At 72.3% G+C, this 22,210-nt stretch carries 25 protein-coding genes; 9 read left to right on the top strand and 16 right to left on the bottom strand.

Features of this window, described 5'->3' with window-relative positions; all coding sequences use genetic code 11:
- Positions 1-12 precede the first annotated feature (12 nt).
- Entirely contained in the window at positions 13-897 is an 885-nt protein-coding gene (locus tag RF644_RS04190) for a hypothetical protein (RefSeq protein ID WP_368795532.1), read from the bottom strand.
- Between the two features lie 147 nt (positions 898-1,044).
- Here RF644_RS04190 and RF644_RS04185 point away from each other — a divergent pair, with 147 nt between their 5' ends.
- From RF644_RS04185 to RF644_RS04165, 5 genes are all read left to right on the top strand, one after another.
- Positions 1,045-1,593, top strand: a complete 549-nt coding sequence (locus RF644_RS04185) for a CueP family metal-binding protein (protein ID WP_368795530.1) — start codon at positions 1,045-1,047, stop codon at positions 1,591-1,593.
- A 26-nt stretch (positions 1,594-1,619) separates the two neighbouring features.
- Complete coding sequence (locus RF644_RS04180; RefSeq protein WP_368795529.1) at positions 1,620-2,531, top strand: alpha/beta hydrolase fold domain-containing protein; 912 nt, start codon at positions 1,620-1,622, stop codon at positions 2,529-2,531.
- Positions 2,532-2,589: 58 nt separating this feature from the next.
- A complete protein-coding gene (locus tag RF644_RS04175; RefSeq protein WP_368795528.1) occupies positions 2,590-3,687 on the top strand; it encodes an FAD-dependent oxidoreductase in 1,098 nt (365 codons plus the stop codon).
- 25 nt (positions 3,688-3,712) lie between these two features.
- Complete coding sequence (locus RF644_RS04170) at positions 3,713-4,288, top strand: NADPH-dependent FMN reductase (protein ID WP_368795527.1); 576 nt, start codon at positions 3,713-3,715, stop codon at positions 4,286-4,288.
- 70 nt (positions 4,289-4,358) lie between these two features.
- Complete coding sequence (locus RF644_RS04165) at positions 4,359-4,499, top strand: hypothetical protein (protein WP_017834987.1); 141 nt, start codon at positions 4,359-4,361, stop codon at positions 4,497-4,499.
- Positions 4,500-4,515: 16 nt separating this feature from the next.
- On the opposite strand, the gene RF644_RS04160 is transcribed toward RF644_RS04165, so the two are convergent.
- Both RF644_RS04160 and RF644_RS04155 read right to left on the bottom strand, forming a co-directional pair.
- Positions 4,516-4,821, bottom strand: a complete 306-nt coding sequence (locus RF644_RS04160; RefSeq protein ID WP_017834986.1) for a hypothetical protein — start codon at positions 4,819-4,821, stop codon at positions 4,516-4,518.
- A gap of 71 nt (positions 4,822-4,892) precedes the next feature.
- Positions 4,893-5,390: a DedA family protein gene (locus RF644_RS04155; protein WP_368795526.1), complete on the bottom strand. Its 498-nt coding sequence runs from the start codon at positions 5,388-5,390 to the stop codon at positions 4,893-4,895.
- 190 nt (positions 5,391-5,580) lie between these two features.
- Between RF644_RS04155 and RF644_RS04150 the strand changes: the two genes are divergently transcribed.
- A complete protein-coding gene (locus RF644_RS04150) occupies positions 5,581-5,961 on the top strand; it encodes a hypothetical protein (protein ID WP_368795524.1) in 381 nt (126 codons plus the stop codon).
- Positions 5,962-5,971: 10 nt separating this feature from the next.
- Here the strand turns inward: RF644_RS04150 and RF644_RS04145 are convergent, their stop codons facing one another.
- Positions 5,972-6,568 (bottom strand): LysE/ArgO family amino acid transporter, encoded by a 597-nt coding sequence (locus RF644_RS04145; protein ID WP_368795523.1) that lies wholly within the window; start codon positions 6,566-6,568, stop codon positions 5,972-5,974.
- Positions 6,569-6,638: 70 nt separating this feature from the next.
- Here RF644_RS04145 and RF644_RS04140 point away from each other — a divergent pair, with 70 nt between their 5' ends.
- Both RF644_RS04140 and RF644_RS04135 read left to right on the top strand, forming a co-directional pair.
- Complete coding sequence (locus RF644_RS04140) at positions 6,639-7,547, top strand: LysR family transcriptional regulator ArgP (RefSeq protein ID WP_368795522.1); 909 nt, start codon at positions 6,639-6,641, stop codon at positions 7,545-7,547.
- Positions 7,548-7,669: 122 nt separating this feature from the next.
- The gene (locus tag RF644_RS04135; protein ID WP_368795521.1) at positions 7,670-8,809 is read left to right on the top strand and encodes an MBL fold metallo-hydrolase; all 1,140 of its coding nucleotides are present in this window, start codon (positions 7,670-7,672) and stop codon (positions 8,807-8,809) included.
- 130 nt (positions 8,810-8,939) lie between these two features.
- Here the strand turns inward: RF644_RS04135 and RF644_RS04130 are convergent, their stop codons facing one another.
- The 10 genes from RF644_RS04130 to RF644_RS04085 all read right to left on the bottom strand — a co-directional run bounded on the left by RF644_RS04130 (position 8,940) and on the right by RF644_RS04085 (position 17,870).
- Positions 8,940-9,686, bottom strand: a complete 747-nt coding sequence (locus RF644_RS04130) for a methyltransferase domain-containing protein (RefSeq protein ID WP_368795520.1) — start codon at positions 9,684-9,686, stop codon at positions 8,940-8,942.
- 151 nt (positions 9,687-9,837) lie between these two features.
- On the bottom strand, positions 9,838-10,314 hold the full coding sequence (locus tag RF644_RS04125; protein WP_368795519.1) for a heme-degrading domain-containing protein: 477 nt from the start codon (positions 10,312-10,314) through the stop codon (positions 9,838-9,840).
- The gene (gene mgrA / locus RF644_RS04120; protein ID WP_368795518.1) at positions 10,315-11,364 is read right to left on the bottom strand and encodes an L-glyceraldehyde 3-phosphate reductase; all 1,050 of its coding nucleotides are present in this window, start codon (positions 11,362-11,364) and stop codon (positions 10,315-10,317) included. It lies immediately after the preceding gene.
- Between the two features lie 47 nt (positions 11,365-11,411).
- Positions 11,412-12,038: a bifunctional 4-hydroxy-2-oxoglutarate aldolase/2-dehydro-3-deoxy-phosphogluconate aldolase gene (locus tag RF644_RS04115; RefSeq protein WP_368795517.1), complete on the bottom strand. Its 627-nt coding sequence runs from the start codon at positions 12,036-12,038 to the stop codon at positions 11,412-11,414.
- A complete protein-coding gene (locus tag RF644_RS04110) occupies positions 12,026-12,769 on the bottom strand; it encodes an IclR family transcriptional regulator (RefSeq protein ID WP_368795515.1) in 744 nt (247 codons plus the stop codon). Before RF644_RS04110 ends, RF644_RS04115 begins: the two co-directional genes overlap by 13 nt.
- A 7-nt stretch (positions 12,770-12,776) precedes the next feature.
- Positions 12,777-13,691 (bottom strand): sugar kinase, encoded by a 915-nt coding sequence (locus tag RF644_RS04105; RefSeq protein ID WP_309057132.1) that lies wholly within the window; start codon positions 13,689-13,691, stop codon positions 12,777-12,779.
- Positions 13,663-15,147, bottom strand: coding sequence for a tripartite tricarboxylate transporter permease (locus tag RF644_RS04100; protein ID WP_368795514.1), 1,485 nt, complete (start codon positions 15,145-15,147; stop codon positions 13,663-13,665). The genes RF644_RS04105 and RF644_RS04100 overlap by 29 nt, the downstream gene beginning before the upstream one ends.
- A 17-nt stretch (positions 15,148-15,164) precedes the next feature.
- Positions 15,165-15,704 (bottom strand): tripartite tricarboxylate transporter TctB family protein, encoded by a 540-nt coding sequence (locus RF644_RS04095; RefSeq protein WP_368795513.1) that lies wholly within the window; start codon positions 15,702-15,704, stop codon positions 15,165-15,167.
- Positions 15,701-16,648 carry a Bug family tripartite tricarboxylate transporter substrate binding protein gene (locus RF644_RS04090; RefSeq protein ID WP_368795512.1) on the bottom strand — a complete coding sequence of 316 codons (948 nt, stop codon included), beginning with the start codon at positions 16,646-16,648 and terminating at the stop codon, positions 15,701-15,703. Before RF644_RS04090 ends, RF644_RS04095 begins: the two co-directional genes overlap by 4 nt.
- Positions 16,649-17,024: 376 nt before the next feature.
- Positions 17,025-17,870: a DUF1524 domain-containing protein gene (locus RF644_RS04085; protein ID WP_368795511.1), complete on the bottom strand. Its 846-nt coding sequence runs from the start codon at positions 17,868-17,870 to the stop codon at positions 17,025-17,027.
- 92 nt (positions 17,871-17,962) lie between these two features.
- On the opposite strand from RF644_RS04085, the gene RF644_RS04080 reads away from it, so the two are divergent.
- A complete protein-coding gene (locus RF644_RS04080) occupies positions 17,963-18,664 on the top strand; it encodes a Pr6Pr family membrane protein (RefSeq protein ID WP_368795509.1) in 702 nt (233 codons plus the stop codon).
- Positions 18,665-18,749: 85 nt separating this feature from the next.
- Here RF644_RS04080 and RF644_RS04075 read toward each other — a convergent pair whose 3' ends face one another.
- Together RF644_RS04075 and RF644_RS04070 are read right to left on the bottom strand one after the other, a co-directional pair.
- A complete protein-coding gene (locus tag RF644_RS04075) occupies positions 18,750-21,011 on the bottom strand; it encodes an esterase-like activity of phytase family protein (RefSeq protein WP_368795508.1) in 2,262 nt (753 codons plus the stop codon).
- Between the two features lie 167 nt (positions 21,012-21,178).
- Positions 21,179-22,210, bottom strand: coding sequence for a peptidase (locus RF644_RS04070; protein ID WP_368795507.1), 1,032 nt, complete (start codon positions 22,208-22,210; stop codon positions 21,179-21,181).

Raw genomic sequence — 22,210 nt, 5'->3', positions numbered from 1 at the left:
GGTCCCGGCGGCTCACCGGCCGATCTGCTCGGCCTGCGCCTCCCACGCGGCGTGGGCGTCCCGGGGCCGGGCCGGCCGGCGGGTCTCCCGCAGCGCCCGGAGCGCGGCGTTGCGCTCGCGCGCCAGGCAGTCCGCGGCGGCCCGGGCGGCCGCGTCCTCGCGGACCTGGGCGCGGACGGCGGTGATGGTGCCCATGATGGCCTCGACGCCCTGCGAGCCGCCCGCCAGGTAGGCGGCCCGGACCTCCCGGTCCGGGTGGTACAGGTAGCGGTCGTCGACCTGGCCGCGGTGGGTGTCGAACTCCTCGTCGGTCAGCTCCGAGAGCATGGCGGCCACCCGGTCCAGGCGGGCCTCGACCTCCCCGTGCAGGGGCGTCCTGGCGGCGGCGTCCCGGACGGACCACAGGGCCTGGCCGTGCCGCCGCAGCCGGGTCGCGTCCCAGTCCGCGTGCGGGACCTCGGCCAGCCGGACGGCGATGAAGCTCGCCTCCCCGTGCCGCTGCTGCGGCGGCAGGACGCCGAGCTGCCACCGGATCCACGCGGTGCGCATGTCCTCCGCGGCGGCCAGCCGGGCCTGCTCCGCGGTCCTGATGATCGACTTCCCGCTGTTCTTCCGGGGGCTCCTCCCCGGGTTCCTCGCGGCGGCCCTTCCGTCCGTCCGCGCACCGGACCCGGCGCGGCTCCGCTGCCAGCCGTGCAGCCGCTCCCGCACGCGCACCACCAGGGAGCGGACGAGCGTCCGCAGGAGCACGCCGAACAGCCACAGGGCTGCTCCCGCCAGCAGGAGGAGAAGGATCGTGCCCAGGTTGACGAGGACGAACGAGACCACCGACAGGACCACCGCCCCGGCGATCAGGAGCACGATCCCGGAGACCTCGTTGTTCTCGGTGTTCTGCACGGCGGATCCTCCCGAACCCCTCACACCACTGGACATCCACTCTAGCCGCCGGGGCAGGATCTGTGACCGGTCCCACAGGAAACTCCCGGCATCCCGGGGTGGTTGCGGGGGAGCCGGTGGCAGGGACCGCCCCGATATCCTGGACCCATGCGATCCGCCGTGCTGTCCGTGTCCGCCGCCGTCCTGCTCCTCGTCTCCGGCTGTGCCGGCGGGGGCTCCGAGCAGGACGACCTGCTCCGGGCGCACGGGCTCGAGGGCGCGAGCACGCAGGAGGTCGTCGAGCAGCTGGACCGCACGCACGAGGACCGCGACGCCGGCCTCGCCGGCTCCGTGACCTACGACGAGGTCGTCCTCGACGACGGCACCGCCGAGACGACCCTGCCCATGCCGGAGGACCGCTTCTACCTGGCGGTCGCCCCGTATGCCACCACGACCCACGAGTGCTTCTTCCACAGCCTCTCCGGGTGCCAGGGCGAGCTCGTGGGCGAGGACTTCGACGTGCGGATCACCGACGGCTCCGGGGCCGTGCTCGTGGACGAGAGCGTGGCCAGCTACGAGAACGGGTTCGTGGGCTTCTGGCTGCCCAAGGACATCACCGGCACGCTCGAGATCGGCTCGGAGCGGGGCCGGGCGGTCCAGGAGTTCGAGACCTCCCCGGACAGCCCGACCTGCCTCACCACCCTCCAGCTGGCCTGAGCCCGGCGCGAAGGAAGGGTGACCGGATGAGCATCAGCATGGCCCTGACCTCCCAGGCGGTCCGGCTGCGGGCGCGCCTGCAGCCGTGGACCCCGGTGGAGCAGCTGCATGGGCGCCGGTACCCGGAGCCGGCCAGGATCCCGGCCGACCTGCGGCGCTCGCACGCCGTGGAGCGCACCGAGGTGGCCGGGCGCCCGCTGTTGCGCCTGACCCCGCGCGCCGGGGCGGACGGGTCCCACCTGATCTACCTGCACGGCGGGGCGTTCGTGAACCCGCTGCTGCCGGCGCACTGGTGGATCGTCCGCGAGCTCGTGAAGGACACCGGGACCACGGTCACGGTCCCGCTGTACCGGCTGGCCCCGGAGGGCCACGTGGACGAGGGCTACGACTTCCTCGCCGCGGCCTGGGTGGACTTCGTGACCCGGCCCGCCGCGGACCGGATCGTGGTCGCGGGGGACTCGGCCGGCGGGTGCCTGGCGATCGGGCTGGCCATGCGCCTGCGGGACGCCGGGCAGCGGATGCCCGACCACGTGGTGGGCTTCTCCCCGGCGGTGGACGTCTCCGCCACGCACCCGGCCGTGCGGGAGATCGACCCGCACGACCCCATGCTGAGCACCGACCGGGTGGTGCCCATGGCCGCGGCCTGGGCGCGGGACCGCGAGCTCACCGACCCGCTGGTCAGCCCGCTCTACGGGGACGTGGCCGGGCTGCCGCCGGTGCACGTGGTCCAGGGCGGCAAGGACATCCTGGCCGCCGACGTCCTGGCCTTCGCGCGGGACCTGGCGCGGGCGGGCAACCCGGGGAAGCTGATCTACGAGCCCGGCGCCTTCCACGTCTACGTGGGCGCCTGGTGGACCCCGGAGGCCCGGCGGGCGGTCCGGCACGTGCGCTCCCTGCTCGGGGAGCCCGCCACGGCGGCGGGGCGGGCCCAGGAATAGCCCGCCACCCCCGGCCGTTTCCTGATTGGTGATACATCAACCAAAAAGGGGGGCGGGCATGAAGGTCGTGGTCATCGGGGCGGGACAGGCCGGGCTGTCGGCGGCCCACCACCTGCGGCGCCGGGGACTGGTCCCCGAGGAGGACTTCGTGGTCCTCGACGCCAATCCCGGCCCCGGGGGAGCGTGGCGGCACCGCTGGCCCTCCCTCACCTTCGGCGGCGCCCACGGGATCCACGACCTGCCCGGGCTGCCCCTCGGGGTGCAGGACCCGGCCGAGCCGGCCTCCGCCGTCGTCGCCCGCTACTACGGCGAGTACGAGCGCCGCTTCGCGCTGCCGGTCCACCGTCCCGTCGCGGTGCGTCGCGTCGAGGCGGCGTCCGACGACGGGCCGCTCGAGGTGGTCACGGACACCGGCACCTGGCGGACGGAGCTGGTGATCAACGGCACCGGCACCTGGGACCGCCCCCACTGGCCGTACTACCCCGGGCGGGAGTCCTTCCGCGGGCGGCAGCTGCACACCCACGACTTCCGCTCCGCGGAGGAGTTCCGCGGCCGGCACGTGGTGGTCGTGGGCGGCGGCACCTCGGCCGTGCAGTTCCTGCTCCAGCTCGCCGCGGCGGGCGCCACCACCACGTGGGTCACCCGCCGGTCCCCGCGCTTCACGGACCGGGAGTTCGACCCGGACTGGGGGCGGGACGTCGAGCGCCGGGTCGACGAGCGGACCCGCGCGGGCCTGCCGACGGCCAGCGTGGTCTCGGCCACCGGGCTGCCCCTGACCGCCCAGTACCGGGCCGGGATCGAGGCCGGGATCCTCGTCTCTGCCGGGCCGCTGGGGGCGGTGACGCCCGAGGGCGTCCGGCTCGCCGACGGCCGGGAGGTGCGGGCGGACGCGATCCTGTGGGCCACCGGCTTCCGGCCCGCCCTGGACCACCTGGCACCCCTGGGGCTGCGCGAACCCGGCGGCGGCATCCGGATGGACGGGGTGCGCGTGCTCCGGGATCCGCGGGTGCTGCTGGTCGGCTACGGCGCCTCGGCCTCGACCCTCGGCGCCACCCGCGCGGGGCGAGCGGCCGCCCGCGAGGCCGTGCGGCTGCTGTCCGCGGCTCCGGCCGGGAAGCAGCGGCCCGCCGCACGTGTTGGCACTGTCAGCACCTGATCCGAGACCCCCGGGAGGGACCGCCATGGTCCGCATCGGCATCATCCTCGGCAGCACCCGGCCGAACCGCAACGGCGGGGACGTGGCCCGCTGGGTCCTCGCCCACGCCACCGGGCGCGGCGACGCCCAGTTCGAGCTCCTCGACCTGCGCGAGCACCCCCTGCCGCACTTCGACGAGCCGGTGCCGCCCTCGGCCGGGAAGTACCAGAACGAGCACACCAGGCGGTGGGCGGCCACGATCGATCGCTTCGACGGCTTCGTGGTGGTCACCCCCGAGTACAACCACGGCGCGCCCGGGGTGCTGAAGAACGCCTTCGACTACCTCTACGCCGAGTGGAACAACAAGGCGGTGGGCTTCGTCTCCTACGGCACCGCCGGCGGCGTGCGCGCCGTGGAGCAGCTGCGGCAGGTGGCCGGGGAGCTGCAGCTGGCCGATGTGCGCCAGCAGGTGTCGCTGTCCCTGCGCACCGACTTCGAGCACTACCGCACCTTCGCCCCGGCCGAGCACCACCGGCGCTCGCTGGCCACGATGCTGGACCAGGTCGTGTCCTGGTCCACCGCCCTCGCGCCGCTGCGCGCCCCGGCGGAGGACGCCGGCTGAGCAGGGAGCCGTCGTAGTCTGGGGGCACCGCGCCGATGCGGCGCACGCCATCCCGACGAAGGAGCACCTCGTGAGCGAGCAGCCCACCTCCAGCCCGGACCCCATCGAGGACGCCGCCTCCAACGACGACGCCGACATGACCACCGAGATGACCCCGATCCCGCACGAGCACGGGGACGCCAAGAACGAGGAGTCCGAGCAGCGGGACTGAGCCCGTCCCGCTGCGCTCAGGCGGCCGTTCCGAAGAGCGAGGCGCGAAGAGCGGACAGGGGCGGGGCGTGCTCGGCCAGCTCCTGGAGGTAGCCCAGGTCGTCCAGGTCGCCCAGGGCGGCCGTGAGCTCCGCGCAGGTGAGCTGGGCGTCCTCGGCGACAACCTCGAGGGCGGGGGCCTCAGCGGCCGTGACGTGCTCGGCCAGGGCGTCGAGGACGACGACGGCGTCGACGCTGACGTGCTCGTCGTGGATGGCCTCGACGAGCAGCCGCTCGGCGGCGTAGACGGGCGCGGCGAACATGTGGGGAACGGGGGACTGCATCGGTGACATCACTGCCGGAACACTACCCCCGGTTCATAAGAATTCTCTGAGACCGGACGGCGGGCCGGGGGTCATCGGGAGATCGGCAGGTCCTCGTCGCGGCGCTCGCGGCGGGCCCGGCGTCGCGCGCGGATCCTGTGGCCGAGCAGCAGGAGGAGCACGGCGACGACGACCGGCGCGACCACCCACGGCTGCTCCAGCCACGCCCAGACGACCGCCATGCCCACGGTGCCGTAGATGACGCCCCAGATGAGGGTGCCCACGAGCATCGCGGGGATCCAGCGGCGCAGGGGCATGCCCGTCACGGCCGTGGTGAGGATGACGGCGGTCTGCAGACCCACGGTGAGGAAGCAGGCCGGGACGGCCAGGACGCCCCAGCGGTGCACGAACCGCTGGGCCCGCCGGTAGACGGCGGTGTCCATGAGCTCGCGGACGCGGTCGGAACGCCGGCTCCCGCCGGTGGCGGCGGCGCGGCCCAGGGCGAAGATGGTGGTGGTCCGCACAACGGCCCCGGCCCAGAAGAACAGAATCGCGGCCCCGAGGGGGAGGGACTCCAGCCAGGCCTGCACCCGTCCAGTCTAGGGAGCAAGCCTGACAACCGCTGACGACAGGGTGTCAGTCCGGCACGAGATGTGCCCGCCCGGGTGGCGCGGATCCGGCCGGAGGAGGGCTTCCTCCGGTCCTGCCGTGCCGCCCGGGGGTACTCTCGCCGTACGGCCGGCCCGCCCCGGGAGCCGGAGCCCCGACCGAGGAGGACGCATGAGCGTGGAGCTCGACGAGCGCGGGACCGTGACCGCCAACGGGCGCCCCGTGGACTACGCGACGGCCTACGCCTGGTGCGTCGACTCGCCCGAGACGATCACCGAGCTCGTCCACGACACGAAGGCGTTCGCCACGGTGATCGCCGCCGCCGAGCACGCCGGTCCCGAGGAGCAGGCCGAGGCCGTCCGGCAGGCCTTCGCCGCCGGGACGCCCCGGGAGCCCGGCGCCTCCTGGACCGAGGCGACGTCGGCGGAGCCGGTGACCGAGGAGCCGGCCGCCGGGGAGCCCGTCACCGAGGAGCCGTTGCCCCAGGAGCCGCCGCTTACCGGGGAGCCGGCCGCCGAGGAGTCGGTCACCGAGGAGCCGGCCGCGGGCTGAGACCGCGGGATCAGCCCCGCACCAGGTTGACGGCCAGGGCGAGCATCACCACGCCGATCACCAGGTCCACCACCCGCCAGGTGCGCGGGCTGCTGAGCACCCCGGACAGCGCCCGGGCGCCGTAGCCCAGGGCGGAGAACCACACCACGCTGCCCACCACGGCACCTCCGGCGAAGACCCACCGGGCGTCGGTTCCGTGCTGGTTGGCGAGGCTGCCCAGCAGCACCACGGTGTCGAGGTAGACGTGGGGGTTCAGGTAGGTCAGGGCCAGGGTGGTGGCGATGACCGATCCGCGGGAGCGCGGGGCCTCGGCGGTCACGGAGGACGGCTTCAGGGCCGAGGCGAAGGACCGCACGGCCCACCACGTCAGGTAGGCGGCCCCGCCCCACCGCAGCACGTCCAGGGCCTCGGGGAACCGGGAGACCAGCGCCCCGATCCCGGCAGTGCCGCCGAGGATCAGCACCGCGTCGCTGACCGCGCACAGCGCCACCACCACGCCCACGTGCTCGCGGCGGATGCCCTGCCGCAGCACGAACGCGTTCTGCGCGCCGAGGGCGACGATCAGCGCCAGTCCGCTCATCAGCCCGGTACCCCAGATGCTCCACATGGCCTCGACGGTAGCCAGCTCCTGGGGTACAGACAAACGAAAGAATTGATAGGTGCGTTAGTTTTGCTTCATGAACTTCGAGCATCTGCGCGCCCTGACCGCGATCGTCGACGAGGGCACCTTCGAGGCCGCCGCGGACGCCCTGGGGATCACCCCGTCGGCCGTCAGCCAGCGGATCAAGGCCCTGGAGGCCTCCGTGGGACAGGTCGTGGTGCGCCGCGGCGCGCCCTGCACTCCCACCGAGGCCGGGGCCGTGCTGCTGCGCACCGCCCGCCAGGTGCAGGTGCTCGAGGCGGAAGCGCTGCACTCCCTCGGCCACGGGATCTCCTCCCGGACGGTGACCCCGGTGGCCGTCAACGCCGACTCCCTGGCCACCTGGTTCGTGCCCGTCCTGCAGGAGGCCGCCGGCTGGTCGGACACCACCCTGGACCTGCACGTGGAGGACCAGGACCACAGCAGCCGGCTCCTGCGCCAGGGGGACGTCATCGGCGCCGTCACCGGCGACCCCGCCCCCGTGAGCGGATGCCGGCTCGAGCGGCTGGGCTTCATGCGCTACGTCCCGGTCGCCACCCCCGCCCTGCGCCGGCGGTTCACCACCGAGGCCGGCGTCGACTGGGCGGACATGCCGGTGCTCCGGTTCAACGCCAAGGACGACCTGCAGCTGCGCGCGCTGCGCGCCCACGGCGTCGACCGGTCCCCGCCCACCCACACCGTCCCGTCCGCCGAGGGCTTCCTCGCCGCCGTCCGGGCGGGTCTGGGCTGGGGGATGCTCCCGGAGCTGCAGCTGGGCACGGACCTCGCCGACGGGTCCCTGGACCTGCTCGAGGACCACGCGCACCACGACGTCGCGCTCTACTGGCAGAGTTGGGCCCTGGACTCCGAGCGGCTGCACCGCATCACCGCGTGCGTCCGCCGGGTCGGCCGGGAGCACCTGCGCGCCACGGCGCAGGACGGGCCCGGGGCCGGCCCGCCGGCGTAGGGCCCTCGGCCGGTCAGCGCGCTCGTGGTGCGGGGAAGGGGCCGGTGCTCGACCGCCTGTTGAACAGACGGTCTGCGGACTAGTGTGATGTGCGTCTCGTTGCAGCCTGCCCAGGAGTCCTGATGTCCTCTCGAGAACGTCCCGTGTCGCGTCGTACGGTGCTCGGCGGTCTCGCCGCTGCCGGTGCTGTTCCCCTGCTCGCGCCGGCCCCCGTGGCTGCGGCGGCGGCCGGCACGCCGTTGCGTTCCGATGCACGGACCAAGATCGTCCTCCTGGGCACCAGCGGCGGCCCGGGCTGGGGCGCCACCGAGCCGCCGCGCACGGGCATCGCCAGCGCGCTGGTCGTCGGTGACCGCTACTACCTCGTGGACACCGGCGAGGGCGTCGGATTCCGGCTCATGGACGCCGAGCTCGGGAACTGGCAGGCCAGGGCCGCGCTGAGCGATCTGCGCGCGATCTTCCTCACCCACCTGCACTCGGACCACATCAACGACCTCTCGAACATCCTCAGCCTGGGTGCCTACAACGGTCTGGTGGCCGCGGACCGCCCTGTCCCGGTGTGGGGCCCCGGCAACCGCGGGATCCTGCCGCCGAAGACCGGCACCCATCCGATGCCGCCCATCACAGCCCCCGAGAACCCCACCCCGGGCACCGCGGAGATGGTCGGGCTGCTCGTGCGTGCCTTCGCCACGGACTTCAACGATCGCGCCATCGACGGCGGCATGCCCGCCCCGCAGGACATGTTCGCCGGTCACGACATCCCCCTGCCGGAGCGTCTCGCCGACGACCCGAACGGCGATCCGCACCCGCGGATGAAGCCGGTGGTCTTCTACGAGGACGACCGGGTGAAGGTCTCCGCGACCCTGGTCCAGCATGCTCCGGTCTTCCCCTCCTTCGCCTTCCGCTTCGACACCGAGGACGGCAGCGTCGTCTTCTCCGGCGACACCGGACCCAGCGAGAACCTCGTCCGGATGGCACGGGGCGCGGATGTGCTGGTGCACGAGGTGATCGCCACCGAATGGGCGGCCCAGCGCTATCCGGAACCTCGCAGCCCCGAGGACGAGGCGGCTTTCCAGCACCTCATCAAGTCCCACACCCCTGTCGAAGAGGTGGGTGCCATCGCGGAGAAGGCCGGCGTCCCGACGCTCGTGCTCAACCACTTCGTGCCCGGCAGCTGGCCGCTCGAGAAGTGGCAGGCGGCGCAGCAGGGGTACAGCGGTCGGCTGATCGTCGGGGCCGACCTGGACGAGATCGGTCTCTAGCCGCCTCTCACGCATTCCTGAAGGCGCTCCTGGTACTCCCGGACCGGTCTTGTCGTACCGCGCCCCGGCCTCGACCTCCTCGGCCCCGCCGGGCCGTACGCCCGTTGACCCGGGAACCTGCTCCGGGAGATCAGCGTTCCATGAGGGCGAAGACTCCCCAGCCGAGGTGCTCACGCGTGGAGCGCACGTAGCGGGCGGGCTCCGTGGTGAGTTCTTCGCGTACCTCGGTGGCCAGATCGTCGTCCGGGTTCTGGTCGAGCCAGCGGCGCAGGTTGAGCCACTGGGCGGCGGCGTAGCGGTCCCAGCTGTCCTGGTCGGCCAGCATCATCTCCACGACGTCGTATCCGAGCTGCTGGAACTGCTCGATCAGTTCCGGCAGGAGCAGGAAGTCGGCGAGGCCGGTGGCGTGGCATGCCTGGGCGGTCTCCTCGTCCGGAGGGAGCCGCCGCCAGTAGGGCTCGCCGATCAGCAGCAGTCCTCCGGGGCGGAGGCTGCGGTCGAGCAGCTCGGCGGTTCCGGCGACGCCGTTGCCGATCCACGTGGCGCCGATACAGGCGGCGAGGTCGACCGGCTGATCCGCGACATGGCCGGCGGCGTCACCGTGGACGAACTCGACCCGGTCCGCGACGCCGAGTTCGACGGCGCGGGCCCGGGCCTGCTCGGTGAAGACCGTGCTGATGTCCACCCCGGTGCCCGTGAAGCCCAGGTCACGCGCCCAGGTGCACAGCATCTCGCCCGAGCCGCTGGCCAGGTCGAGCATCCGTGTCCCGGGGGCGAGGTGGAGTGCCTCGCCAAGGGCCGCGAGCTTGCCCGCGGTCAGCGGGTTGTGGATCCGGTGGGTGCTCTCGCGGATGGTGAAGATGCGGGGAAGGTCCATCACCAGATTCTTCTCCGTCCTGCCGTGCGAGGGGAAGAGCAGCGGGGCTGCCGCCCCGCCAAGTGACATCCGATCCGGCTTCAGCACCCTTTCGCTTCACATACGGCCGGTGTCCGGACATCGTGCCGCGGCGGGGACGGTGGGGCCGGGGTCACCGCCCGGAGAGGAAGGCCCGTAGCTGCTGCGCCAGGAACGCATGATCGTCGCGCTGGGGCAATCCGGACACGCCGACGGTGCCGATGACGGTCCCGGACTCGCGCAGCTTGATGGGGAACACTCCTCCATTGGCCGCGTAGCGGTGGGACGGCAGACGCGAGTCGTCCTCAAAGTTCCGTCCCAGAGCACGAAATTGCTCGCCGACTCCCATGGAGCTGCGCTCGAAGTGGGTGACTACGGCCGCCTTGCGTTCCAGCCACGAGTCGTTGTCCGGGGTGGCCCCCGGCAGGGCCGTGTGGAACACCCGTTGGGCGCCCAAGGTGATGCCGATGACCAGGGGAAGGCCTTGTTCGAGGGCCGCCCTGCGCAGTGCGTTGCCCAGACGCCAGGCGTCCTCCCGATCGAAGGTGGTGAACTGCAGCTCGTGCTCGTCGGCCAGGATCTGTTCCAGGTAGGTGCGATCGGTGGACATTCAGGCCTCGCTCGAGACGGTCCAGAGGTTGAGCCCGCCGTCGAGAGCGTGCTCCTCGATGCGGGACAACTCCTCGGTGGTGAAGTCCGGGCCCTGCAGTCCCTGGACGGTGTCGTCCAGCTGCTCGGGCTTGCTCGCACCGACCAGCACGGAGGAGATCCGGGGATCTTTCAGGACCCAGGCGACCGCCATCTGCGCCAACGACTGCCCTCGTTCTTCGGCGATGCGGGCCAGCGCGCGGACGTGGTCGAGGTTCTCCTCGGAGAGCATGCCGTCCTTGAGGGTCTTGCCCTGGGTCGCCCGGGATCCGGCGGGTACGCCGTTGAGGTACTTGCCGGTGAGCAGACCCTGGGCCAGGACGGAGAAGGCGATGCACCCGGTGCCTTCGCCGGCCAGGACGTCGAGAAGGCTGGGGGTGCCGTGCTCGACCCATCGGTTCAGCAGGGAGTAGGACGGCTGGTGGATCAGCAGAGGCGTGCCCAGGTCGCGCAGTGCGGTGGCGATCTCCTGGGTGCGCGCGGGGGAGTAGGAGGAGACGCCGGCGTAGAGGGCTTTGCCTTGCCGGACCGCGGTGTCCAGGGCGGCGGCGGTCTCTTCGACGGGGGTTTCCGGGTCGAAGCGGTGGCTGTAGTAGATGTCCACGTAGTCCAGCCCGAGGTTGTCGAGAGACCGCTCCAGGGCGGCCAGCAGGTGCTTGCGGGAGCTGCCGGTGCCGTAGGGGCCGGGGGAGAACGGGTAGCCGGACTTCGTGGAGATCACCAGCTCGTCCCGCAGGCCGTGGAAGTCCTGGGCCAGGAGCCGTCCGACGTTGCGTTCGGACGCGCCGGCGGGCGGGCCGTAGCCATCAGCCAGGTCGAAGTGGGTGATGCCCAGGTCGAAAGCTCGGCGGACAATGGCGCGCTGCCGGTCCAGGGGCGTGTCGTCGCCGAAGTTGTGCCACATGCCCAGGGAGACGGCGGGCAGCTTCAGCCCGCTGCTGCCGACTCGGCGGTAGCGCATCGTGTCATAGCGGGTGGGGGTCGGGGTGTAGTGGCTGGTGGTGGTCTGCACGGGTGTGTGTCCTTATTGTCGTGGTGGGCGGTGAGGGTCCACGGTTCTCAGGGGGCGGTGGTGGACGGTGAGGGCATCAGCGCTGCCAGCAGCTCCAGCTGCGTCGGGTCCTCGAGGGCGGATCCGACCGCGACGACATCGGCTCCGGCCTCGAGGTACTCCCGGGCGTTGTGGGCGTTGATGCCGCCGGTGGCGACGATCTTGATCTGGGGGAAAGGCCCGCGCATCCCGTGGAACCAGGAGGTTCCGAGGCTGATGGCGGGGAAGGCCTTGACCCAGCGCATGCCGTGATCGGCGGCGCGCTGGATCTCCGATGCGGTGGCGACTCCGGGAAGGTGAGCCAATCCTGCTGCGATGCTGGACTGGGCCACAGCGAGGTCCAGGCCCGGCGCCACGGTGAAGCCCGCCCCGGCCGCGACAGCCTGTTCCAGGTGCTCCAGGCTCACGACGGTGCCCGCGCCCACCACACGCCCGTGGTCGCGCCCGGCGGCGACGGTCGCGGCCAGGGCTTCGACGGCCGCAGGCGACTGGATCGGGACCTCCACGCAGTCGATGCCGAGTTCCCAGGCGCGGGTGGCCAGCTCGACGGTGCGCTCGGGCGTGTAGCCGCGCAGGATGGCCATGACCGATGTGCGGGCGAAAGTACTGTCGAAAAGGTCGTCTACGGACGCCATCCCAACTCCTTCGAAATCGTGGTGGTGGTTGTTCTCAAGGCCGGCAGCAGGTCCACGAGGTCGTCCATGGTGGCCCGCGCTTTCAGGGCGGTGATCGACACGGCCCCGGTGACCTGGCCGGTGGCGTCGCGCAGTGGCATGGCGACACAGTGCAGGAAGTCTTCGTACTCGCCGTCGTCCACCGCGTAGCCCCGTTCCACGACCTGGGCCAGCTGCTCCAGGAACTGCTCGCGCGAGGTGATCGTCGTGGCGGTGTAGCGGGAGAAGTCGACGCTGCTGAGCACGTGCTCCACGAACTCCGGGGCCTGGTGGGCCAGGATGGCTTTGCCGACCCCGGAGGTGTGGATCGTGACCGGGTGGCCGATCTGGGAGTACAGCCGCACCATGCCGGGTTGCTCGATCTTGTCGGCGTAGACGATGGACCGGCCCTGCACGGCGGCCAGATGGACCGTGTGCCCGCACCGGCGCCCCAGTTCCTGCAGGTACGGGTGAGCAATGTTGGCCAGGTCGAACTGGTCCAGGGCGAGATTGGCCAGTCCGGCCAGGCGGTAGCCCACGCCGTAGCGACCGTCCTCTCGTCGTCGCGTCAGTCCGCTCTCCGTGAGGGTCTGCAGGGTGCGCAAGGCCGTGGAGCGGTGGATGTCGAAGTGCGCGCCGACCTCACTGGGCGTGCGGGGCTGGACACTGACGTACTCGAGGATCTCGATGGCCCGTTGAATGCTCTGTGACATGGCCTCACTACACCAGATCGAAGTCGTGGACGCTGGAGAGGGCCCGGGCGGCAAGGGTGTGGCCCAGTGCCAGCCGGGCTCTGGGCTGCTCCCCGGTGAGCACCCCGGAAAGATACCCGGCGGCAAAGGCGTCGCCGGCGCCGACCACCTCCACGACATCGACGGTGTGAGCGGGCACGAACACGGACCCGACGGCCGAGACGTCCGTGGCACCCACTGCTCCGTCCTTGACCACCAGGTGCTGTGGCGCCCCGAGGAGTTCGTAGAGCTCCTCCGAGTCACCGGTGCCCCACAGCGTCTCGGCCTCGTCCCGGCCGACGAAGACGAGATCGGCCTGCCGAGCGCACTCGGCGAGCACCGGTGCCGCCTCCGCAGCCGACCACAACCCCGGTCGATGATTGACGTCGAAGGACACGAGGGTGCCGTGGTCCCGGGCGGTGGGGAAAGCGGCGTCGAGCAGGGCACGGCAGCTCGCAGAGAGCCCAGCAGTGATGCCCGACAGGTGCAGCACCGGCAGCTGCGCCCACTTGACGTCGTGCAGGACGGAGGGCCCCATCGTCGAGGCGGCCGAGCCGGAACGGTAGTAGTAGACCGTGGTGGCGCTCTCGCCGGGATCCTTGAAGTACACCCCTGTCGGGGCGCTGGGATCCAAGCCGACGAGCGAGATGTCGACCCCGTGCGTCTGCATCTGCCGCAGCAGGCGCCGGCCCAGGGGGTCGTCGCCCACACGGCTCAACCAGGCGGCGCGGTGGCCCGCACCGGACAGATAGAGAGCCACGGTGGATTCCGCGCCCCCGGCGGAGAGGACAAAACTCTCCGCGGTCTCGAGGGGTTCGGCGGCGGCCGGTGCGACGAGGGCCATCGTCTCGCCCAGGCACAGGACGGCGGGGCCGTCACCGGACGGATTCAGGGACTCGGGCACGGAGCTTCCTCGCTTTCGAGGTGGAACGGAGCCACGGCAGCAGCACAGCGCCGAGACTGAGGAGGAGGAGACCGACGGCGATGGGACTGGTGAGCACAGTCCCGAAGCCGTCGATGACGAGGGCCCGCCGCAGGTTGCTCTCGGCCAGCGGGCCGAGGATCAGACCCAGCACCATGGGGCCGGCGGGAAAACCGAACCGGCGCATGAGCAGGCCAATGAGGCCGAAGCACAGCATGAGGACCACATCGAAGACGCTGCTCTGCACCGCGTAGGTGCCCACGATGCAGAAGGCGATGATGATCGCCGTCAGGTACTGCTGCGGCAGGGCGAGCAGCTTGACCACGCCCTGCATCCGGACCAGGGCCAGGGCCAGGGCCATGAACGTGGCGAACACCATGATGGTGGCCAGGCTGTAGACGAGATCTGGAGACTCCACGAACAGGGCGGGGCCGGGCTGGAGTCCCCAGATGATCATGGAGCCGATCATCACGGCCATCACGGAATCCCCGGGCACGCCGAGGGCCAGTGTGGTGGTGACGGACCCGCCCATGGTCGCCGTGCTCGCGCTGTCGGCCGCTGCCAGGCCCTCGAGCGAGCCGTGCCCGAACTTCTCCGGGTGCTTGGAGGCACGTTTAGCCTGCGCCCAGGCGATGACGCCTGCGATGTCCCCGCCGGCGGCGGGAACCACACCCACCACGGCACCGACCCCGGTGCCGATGGCGGAGGGCTTGAGCAGCTCCCGCTGTTGCGCCCGGGTGGGCCACCACGCTCCCAGCTGGGTGATGGGCACAGGGTTGTTCTTCTTGCGCCTTTCAGCCAGCTGGTTGAAGAGCTCCGCGATCCCGAACAGACCGATGATCGCTGCGATGAACGGGATGCCGGAACTGAGCTCCGAGAACCCGAAGGTGAAACGGGTGTCGCCGGTGATGGGATCGCGTCCCACGGTGCCCAGCAACAGGCCTGCCGCACCGGCGACGAGGCCCCTCAGGACGTTGCTGCCCGAGACCCCGACCATCATGGTCAGGCCGAACACGACGAGCGCGAACATCTCGGCCGGGCCGAACCGCAGGGCCACCGACGCCAGGGGTTGGGCCGCGAGCACGAGGATGAGGATCCCCGCCAACGAGCCCACCGCGGAGACCAGCGCCGAACTGGTCAGCGCGATGCCCGCCTTGCCCTGTTTCGCCAGCGGATACCCGTCAAAGGTGGAAGCAATGGAGGCCGGGGTGCCCGGGGTGTTCACCAGGATGGCAGGCACCCGGTCCCCGAACTGGGCCGCCACATAGATGGACAGCAGCACGGCCAGGCCCTGGAGAGGCTCCAGCGTCAGGGTGAACCCTGCGGCCAGGGCAACGGCCATCGTCGCCGTGATGCCCGGGACAGCACCGACCAGCGTGCCGAGGAGCACCCCGATCAGCAGGCACAGTCCGATGGTCGGATCCAGGAGGGCGGTCACACCCTCGACCACGGCGTTCACAGCGGCACCCGCAGCAGCAGACCGAACAACCCGTACAGCACCATTGCGGTCAGTGCCGGGAACACCACCAACGCCTTGATCCCCCGCCCGCCGGTGACGAACAGCAGGACGGACAGGAACACGACCGTGACCGGCAGGAAGTGGAAGAACTGCCAGCCGATGCCGTACACAACGATCGCCGCGATAACGGCTCCCAACCGCCCCAGACCGTGGGCGCTGACGCGCTCCTCGGGCACGGGATCAGGTCGTCGCAGGGCGACGGCCGCGATGGCCACGGCGCCGGCGACGAGCAGGCCGCCCAGCACCGTCGGCCACCATCCCGGACCGACGGCTCCATCCACCGCCGAGAGTTCTAGGGCGGTGGCCGACCATACCGCCGTGCCACCGAGCAAGGCCACGGCCAGGGCCACGAGGAGGCCGCGTCCGTTGATCTTCCCTGGTCCCGGCGCCGGCTCCGCGGCGGAACGGTCGGTGACAGCCGTGGAACCGGCGTCGGCCACACCGTCCGGCGCGCTCAGCACCGGCACGTCCTTCACGACCCGGCTCCGACCAGCTCGGCGAAGCGGCTGCTCTCGGCGTTGACGAATTCCTCCGTCTCGGACGCGGAGCGGTGAAGCGGGATGTTGCCGCCCTTCTCGATGAAGGAGACGTAGGCCTCGGAAGAGACCGCCTTCTCCAAGGACTCCTCCAAGGTGCCGGCGACCTCCGGGTCGAGCCCGGTCGGCGCCGCGACCGTGGCCCAGCTCCCGATCACCACGTCGTGCCCCTGTTCGGAGGCCGTCGGCACATCGGGAAGGGCCGGCGCGCGATCTTCGGTGAAGACCGCCAGCACCCGCAGACGGCCGTCCTCGTGGGCGGGCGCCGTTTCGCCGATGCCGGCCACGACCGCGTCCACCTGTCCACCGGTGGCGGCCGTCACGGCCGGGGCGCCCCCGTCGAAGGGGACGTTCTTGAACTCCACGCCTGCGGCGTTGCCCAGCTCGGTGGCGCCCAGTTCCCAGATGGACCCGGGCCCGGCGTTGGACACCGCCACGCTGCCCGGGACCTCTTCGGCTGCGCGGACCAGGTCCTCCAGGGTGCGGAAGGGGCTGTCGGCCGGGACCGCGATGGTTCCGGGCTGCGAGTTCGCCTGACCGAGGAAGTCGTAGTCGGCAGGGTCGATCTCGTAGTCCTGGTGTCCCAGCAGGCTGACCTCCACCGGCAGGACCGCGATGGTGTAGCCATCGGCGGCCTGGGCTGCGAGGTGCTCCATTCCGACGCTTCCGGCGCCGCCGGGCCGGTTCTCCACGACGATGGAAACACCGAGGTCCTTCTCCATCTCGGTAGCCAGCGTGCGAGCTGTCAGGTCGGTCGCGCCCCCTGCGGAGGTGGGCGTCATGAAGGTGATCGTCTCGGAAGGGAACTCACCACCGGCGGCAGAAGCGCCGCCGCGGTCAGCGCATGCACTCAGAACCAGCACGCCGGTCAGCGCGGCAACCACTGTGATGCTGCGCCGGCGTCGGGTCGTCGATCGTGGGGACATCGTCGTCCTCTTTCTTCTATGTTGCGTATATTGCAACAACGCTGTGTATGTTGCACAAGCGTAGAGCGAGGGGTGCGCCTGTGACAAGAGTCACCACAGATGTGTCGGGAACGAGTGGCATCGCGTGGGGGAGCCGTGCGGCCAGCAGCCGAACCGTCCCGGTGCCGACGGGCCGGTCATGCCGGCGGGGCGTTGCACGTCCTCATGCTCGAACGCCCGGTGGGGGTGCTGCCAGGAGATGCCGGCAGCACGGAGTGTCCCTCCCGTGCCGTGCCTGCTGTTCAGCGGCAGACCGGTGAGTCCTGCGGTGCCCCCAGCGCTGCGGCGTCCGCCGTCACTCGCAGGCCAGGCCCTCTGCCCCACCCCGGTCCAGCTCCGGGCGGTAGCCGGGCTGGTCCGAGCGCAGGGGCGCCGCACCCGCGGCGCGGACCGCGGCGCAGTCGGCGTAGTAAACCTCCTCCGCCGGTGACGGTCCCGCGGCGGCGTTCCCGGCGGGCGGGACGTCGGTGGGCACGTCCTGGTCCGGGCACCCGGCCAGCACGTCCGCCATGGCGTCTCGCTCGGGAGCCGTCACGAACAGCTCGTAGCGGGTCTTGACCGCGATCTGGGTGGCCACGTACTCGCACCGGAAGGACTCGTTCGGCGGCAGCCACTCGGCGGCGTCGGAGGCGGACTTCTCCCCGTTGGTCGGCCCGTCCACGGCCCGCAGGTTGAGCGGGTCGTTGGCCAGGGCCGTGCGCTCCTCCTGGGTGAGCCGGTCGGCCCCGGAGATCCACGCGTTCTTCAGCGCCACCACGTGGTCGATCTGCACGTCGGCGGAGGTCAGCGGTCCGCGGACGAACTCGATCGTCCGCCCGGTGTAGGGGTCCTCGAGGGTCCCGGAGAGGACCCTGCACCCGTCGTCGTGGAGGACGTCACCGGTCAGGTCCCGGGCCAGGACGTCGTTGCGGGCGTCACAGCCGTTGCCGTCGGGATCGGCCCAGTCCCCGAACTGGGCGAGCCGGTCGTAGTCCTCCCCGCCGCCGGCGTTCTCGACCGGCAGGGCCGCCAGCGCCCGCGCGGCGGGGGAGGTGGCCTCCACGGCCTGCGGCGTGCAGCCGGTCAGGACGCCCAGGGCGACCGCGAGCGGGACGAGCACCGTCCGCCGGGCACGGGGCTGCGGTGGCTCGAACCTGCGCACGGTGTTCCCTCCGCTCCGGCCGGTGGTGTCGGGACCCCTATTCTCGCAGGTCAGCCGTTCGGGGTAGATTGCGGCACCGGAGGAGGGCAGACATGAGACGGTGCTTCGCCGCGGCCCGCGTGCTGATGGGACTGGCCCTGGTCGTGGCCGTGGCCGGGCGGCTACAGGCGTACCTGCGGTTCTGGATCGAGCGCGGGGACCGGGCCATCGCGGTCGACGTCGCCAACTTCTTCAGCTACTTCACCATCCAGACGTCGCTGTTCCACGCCGTGGTGTTCGGGTTCGGCGCGTGGTCGCTGCTCGCCCGGCGGGGCGCCGACCCGCCGTGGTTCGGGGCCGTGCGCGCCGCGGCCACGACGTACACCGTCACCACCGGGGTGGTCTACAACGCGCTGCTGCGCGGTCTGCCGCAGGAGGCGGCCCTGGAGCAGCCGTGGGCCAACGAGGTGCTGCACACGATCGTCCCGGTCTACGCGCTGCTGGACTGGCTGCTCGCCCCGGGGCGGAGCCCGGTCCGGTGGCGGACGGTCGGCGGGATCGTGGTCTATCCGGTGCTGTGGGCCGGCTACACGCTGGTGCGGGCGCCGTTCGTGCTGGACGAGGGCACCGGCAACCCGTGGTGGTACCCCTATCCGTTCCTGGACCCGCACGAGGCGGCCGGCGGCTACGGGTCCGTGGCGGTGTGGATCGCGGTGCTCGCGGTGGCGATCACGGCGACGGCCTCGGTCCTCGTCGGGTTCTCCCGGCTCCGCACCAGGGCTCCCGACGACGACGGGGCCGAGCGCCGCCGGTGACGGGCGGGGCCGCGCAGGGGCCGCCCGGTCCGGCCCGGGCGGCCCCTGGAACGCCGTCGTCAGGACGGGGCGCCGGAACGGGTCGTCAGGACAGGTCCTCGAGGGCCGCCGCCGCGAGGTCCGGGTGGTCGGAGAAGAGTCCGTCCATGCCGGCCTCCACGAAGGCCCGGATCTCCCCCGCCAGGTCGCCGTGCTCCCGCGGATCGGCGCCGGCGCGGTGCTCGGCGGGGAGGAAGAAGTTCTCCGCCCGGAAGGTCCAGCCGTGGACCTCGAGACCCGCGGCGTGGGCGTCGGCGATCACGGCCGTCGGCTCGCCGAGGGTGTCGTCGGCCTCCCGCGGGATCATGACGTCCTTGCAGGCGCCGAGGATGTCGGCGTAGGACGCGATCTCCTCGAGGCCCTCCGCCGTCGTGAGGTCCGCGTAGCCGCGCGGGTCGCCGGCGGCGGCGAGGTCGAACGGCGCGCCCGAGCAGTCGACCAGCTGGGCGAGGCGCACGTCGGTCATCCCGTCGAGCTCGCGCAGGTTGGCGGTCTCGAAGCTCTGGAGGACGACCGGGTCCGCCTCGTCGCCGTAGCCGTTGGCCTCGAGCACCTCGACCGTCCTCTCCTCCAGGGACAGGCCGATCGAGTCGAAGTACGTGGGGTGCTTGAGCTCGGGCGCGATCCCCACCGGCTCGCCGTCGCAGGTGCGCGAGCGGCGGGCGAGGTCCACGACCTCCTCGAAGGTCGGGATCGGGTACAGGCCGTCGAAGGCGGTGCTGCCAGGGCGCAGCTCCGGGATGCGCTCCTCCGCGCGCAGGGTGCGCAGCTCGGCCAGCGTGAAGTCCTCGGTGAACCAGCCGGTGACCTCGGCGCCGTCGACCACCTTGGTGGTGCGCCGCTCGGCGAACTCCGGGCGGTCCTCGACGTCCGTGGTGCCGCCGATCTCGTTCTCGTGCCGTGCCACGAGCTCGCCGTCCTTCGTGGGGACGAGGTCGGGTTCGATGACGTCGGCGCACTGCGTGATGGCCAGCTGGTAGGAGGCCAGCGTGTGCTCGGGGCGGTAGCCGGAGGCGCCGCGGTGACCGATCACCTCGGGGCCCGTCCCGGCCGCGGGCTCGAGGCGCTCGCGGTCCAGCACGATGAGTTCGGTGTCGTCCGGGGTGCCCGGGACGCGGGCGTCGTTGCCCGGGTAGTTGTTGTCGTTGCCGACCAGCAGGCGGCCGTCCCGCAGCTGCAGGACCACCTCGACCGACTGCTGGGGGAAGGAGAACTGCTCGCCCACGCCGTAGGCGCCGGGGGAGGTCCCGGTGCCGATGCCGGCCGGGTTGTCGATGGCGAGCAGGTCGGCCACCAGCTCCTTCTCGAGGTGGCCCGAGTCCTCCGTGCGGCGGAGGTCGACGGCGTAGACGCGCTTGGTGACCGCCGCGGGACCGTCGAGGTCGTCGCGCTCGAGGACCAGGAGCCGGTTCTGACCGTTCAGGAACGCGTCGCCCACGAGGTTGGCGTCGGTGTCCGTCTCGTAGTCCCACGTGCGGCCGGTGTACTCCAGCGTCCTCGTGTCGAACTCCAGGACCAGCCGGCGGCGCGGATCGTCGTCGTCGGCGAGGGCGCCCTCCAGGATCGGGTAGAGGTAGCGGCCGTTCTTCGAGCCCGCCATGGCTTCGAAGCCCTTGCTGGCGCCGACGGCGGGCTGCTCCCCGTCCTCGAGGTAGGGGCTCTGCGGCGACTCGAGCGTGCCCGTCCCGCCGTCGCGGACGTCGGCCAGTGGGACGGGCTCCTCGAGCACCACGCCCTCGGCGTCCACGTGCAGCAGGAAGGGCCCGAACTCCTCGCCGATCCAGAAGGTGCCGTCCGGCTGGCGGACCACGGACTCGACGTCGAAGTCGTTGCCGGTCAGCAGCCGCTCCTCGGTGTCCTCGTGCACCACGGGGAAGGGGATGCGGTGGTGCGGGTCCCGCAGCGACACGTGGTCCTGGACCTCGATCTCGCCGCTCCCGCCCTCGGCGGTCTCCCACTGCGGGGCGATGCGGTAGAGCCGCAGCAGGAAGTCGGCGGAGTTCTCCTGGTTGCCGAAGCCGTTGTCCGGCATGGCCCAGAACGTGCCGTCGCCGTTGTCGACCATGGCGGAGAAGCCGGGGATGACCTGACCGTCGAAGGGGCCGGTGCGGCCGTTCGCCGGCGTGGCGGCCGCCCCGGAGGGCGGGCCCTCGGCGAGGTGGTCGGCGGAGAGGGTGGCGCGCTGCTCGAGCACGGGCGCGCCGGCGGGCCCGCGGCCCGGATCGCCGTTGTGGGCGAGCGCCCCCGGCGTGGAGGTGAGGAGGACGGCCGCGGCCAGTGCGGCGGCTGCTGCTGGGACTCTGCGCATGCGCCGAGCGTAGGGCCGGGGCGTGGCCGGCCGGTGGCATCCGGGGAACATGTCGGCGAACGACGCCGCGCCGCTCGTTCACCCACCGGGCGTCCGCCCACCGCGCTCCGACCTGCGGCTCCGGTCCGGATCCGGGTGCGGCGGGCGGCACGCCGGCGCGGTCCGGGTCAGAGCCGCGGCACGCACGGCCCGGCGCCCAGCTTCGCCAGGCCGGCCCGGTCCCCGGCCGAGAGCACCGTGGCCCCGCCCGCCGGGTGCATCATCTGGGTGGGGTCGTCGACGTGGGCGAGCCCCACCACGTGCGCCAGCTCGTGGATGACGGTCGCGCGGACGTGGGCCGCTCCGTCCGGGTGCTCCAGCACCGGCGCCAGACCGGGGGCGTCGAGGGCGACCTGACCGGTGACGTAGGCGAACGGCCCCCCGGGCGCCTGCCGGGCCGTGCTGCCGCCGAGGCCCACCACGTTGCCGGCCAGCCCCGGCACCTCGGTCTCGTCGGACCACGCGATGAGCACGGGCGCCCACTGCCGGCCGTACCGGTCCGGCTGATAGGGCGTGCGCTGCTCGGCGGGCGCCTCCGTCGTCGTCCCCACGGGGACGAACCGCAGACCCGTGGCCGCGGAGATCTCGGCGACCGCCTCCTCGACGAGCTGCCGGCCGCCCGGCGGGGCGCCGTCCGGGCGCACGACGTAGTGCACCGGACGGCACGGGTCGTAGGCGACCATCGGCTGGGCGGGGTCCGGGGAGTCCATGAAGCGGTGGCCGCCGACGTCCTCGACCGCCGGGGGCGCCCCCAGCGGCGCCGGTGCGGCCCCGACCCCGGGCGGGGGCGCCGACGCGTTCGGCAGGTAGGGGCGGATGACCGGCAGCGCGTAGTCCTGGAAGAGCCCGGGCGTGAACCAGAGCATCAGCAGCACCACGACGCCCACGGCCGGGGTCCCCCGCCACGCCGGGCTGCGCCTGCGCGGCGCCCTCGCCCAGCGGCGGGCGGATGCCCGGGTGGCTTGGGCGGCGCGCCGGTCCCGGCGCCGGCGCGCGCCCGGGCCCAGCAAGGCCTCGCGCTGCTGCTCCAGCGCCTCCTCGAGCACCCACTGCGGCGTCCGTCCGCTCGGGGACCGCGGGAGGCGCGCGGCGGCGGCGTGCTCGTCGCGGGTCCGGGGCGACGCTCCCCGCTGCGGCGTGGCGCCACCGGGCTGGTGCAT

The sequence above is a fragment of the Kocuria sp. CPCC 205258 genome (assembly GCF_040981005.1).
Lineage (GTDB): Bacteria > Actinomycetota > Actinomycetes > Actinomycetales > Micrococcaceae > Kocuria > Kocuria rosea.
This window is presented reverse-complemented; position numbering and strand designations above follow the sequence as displayed.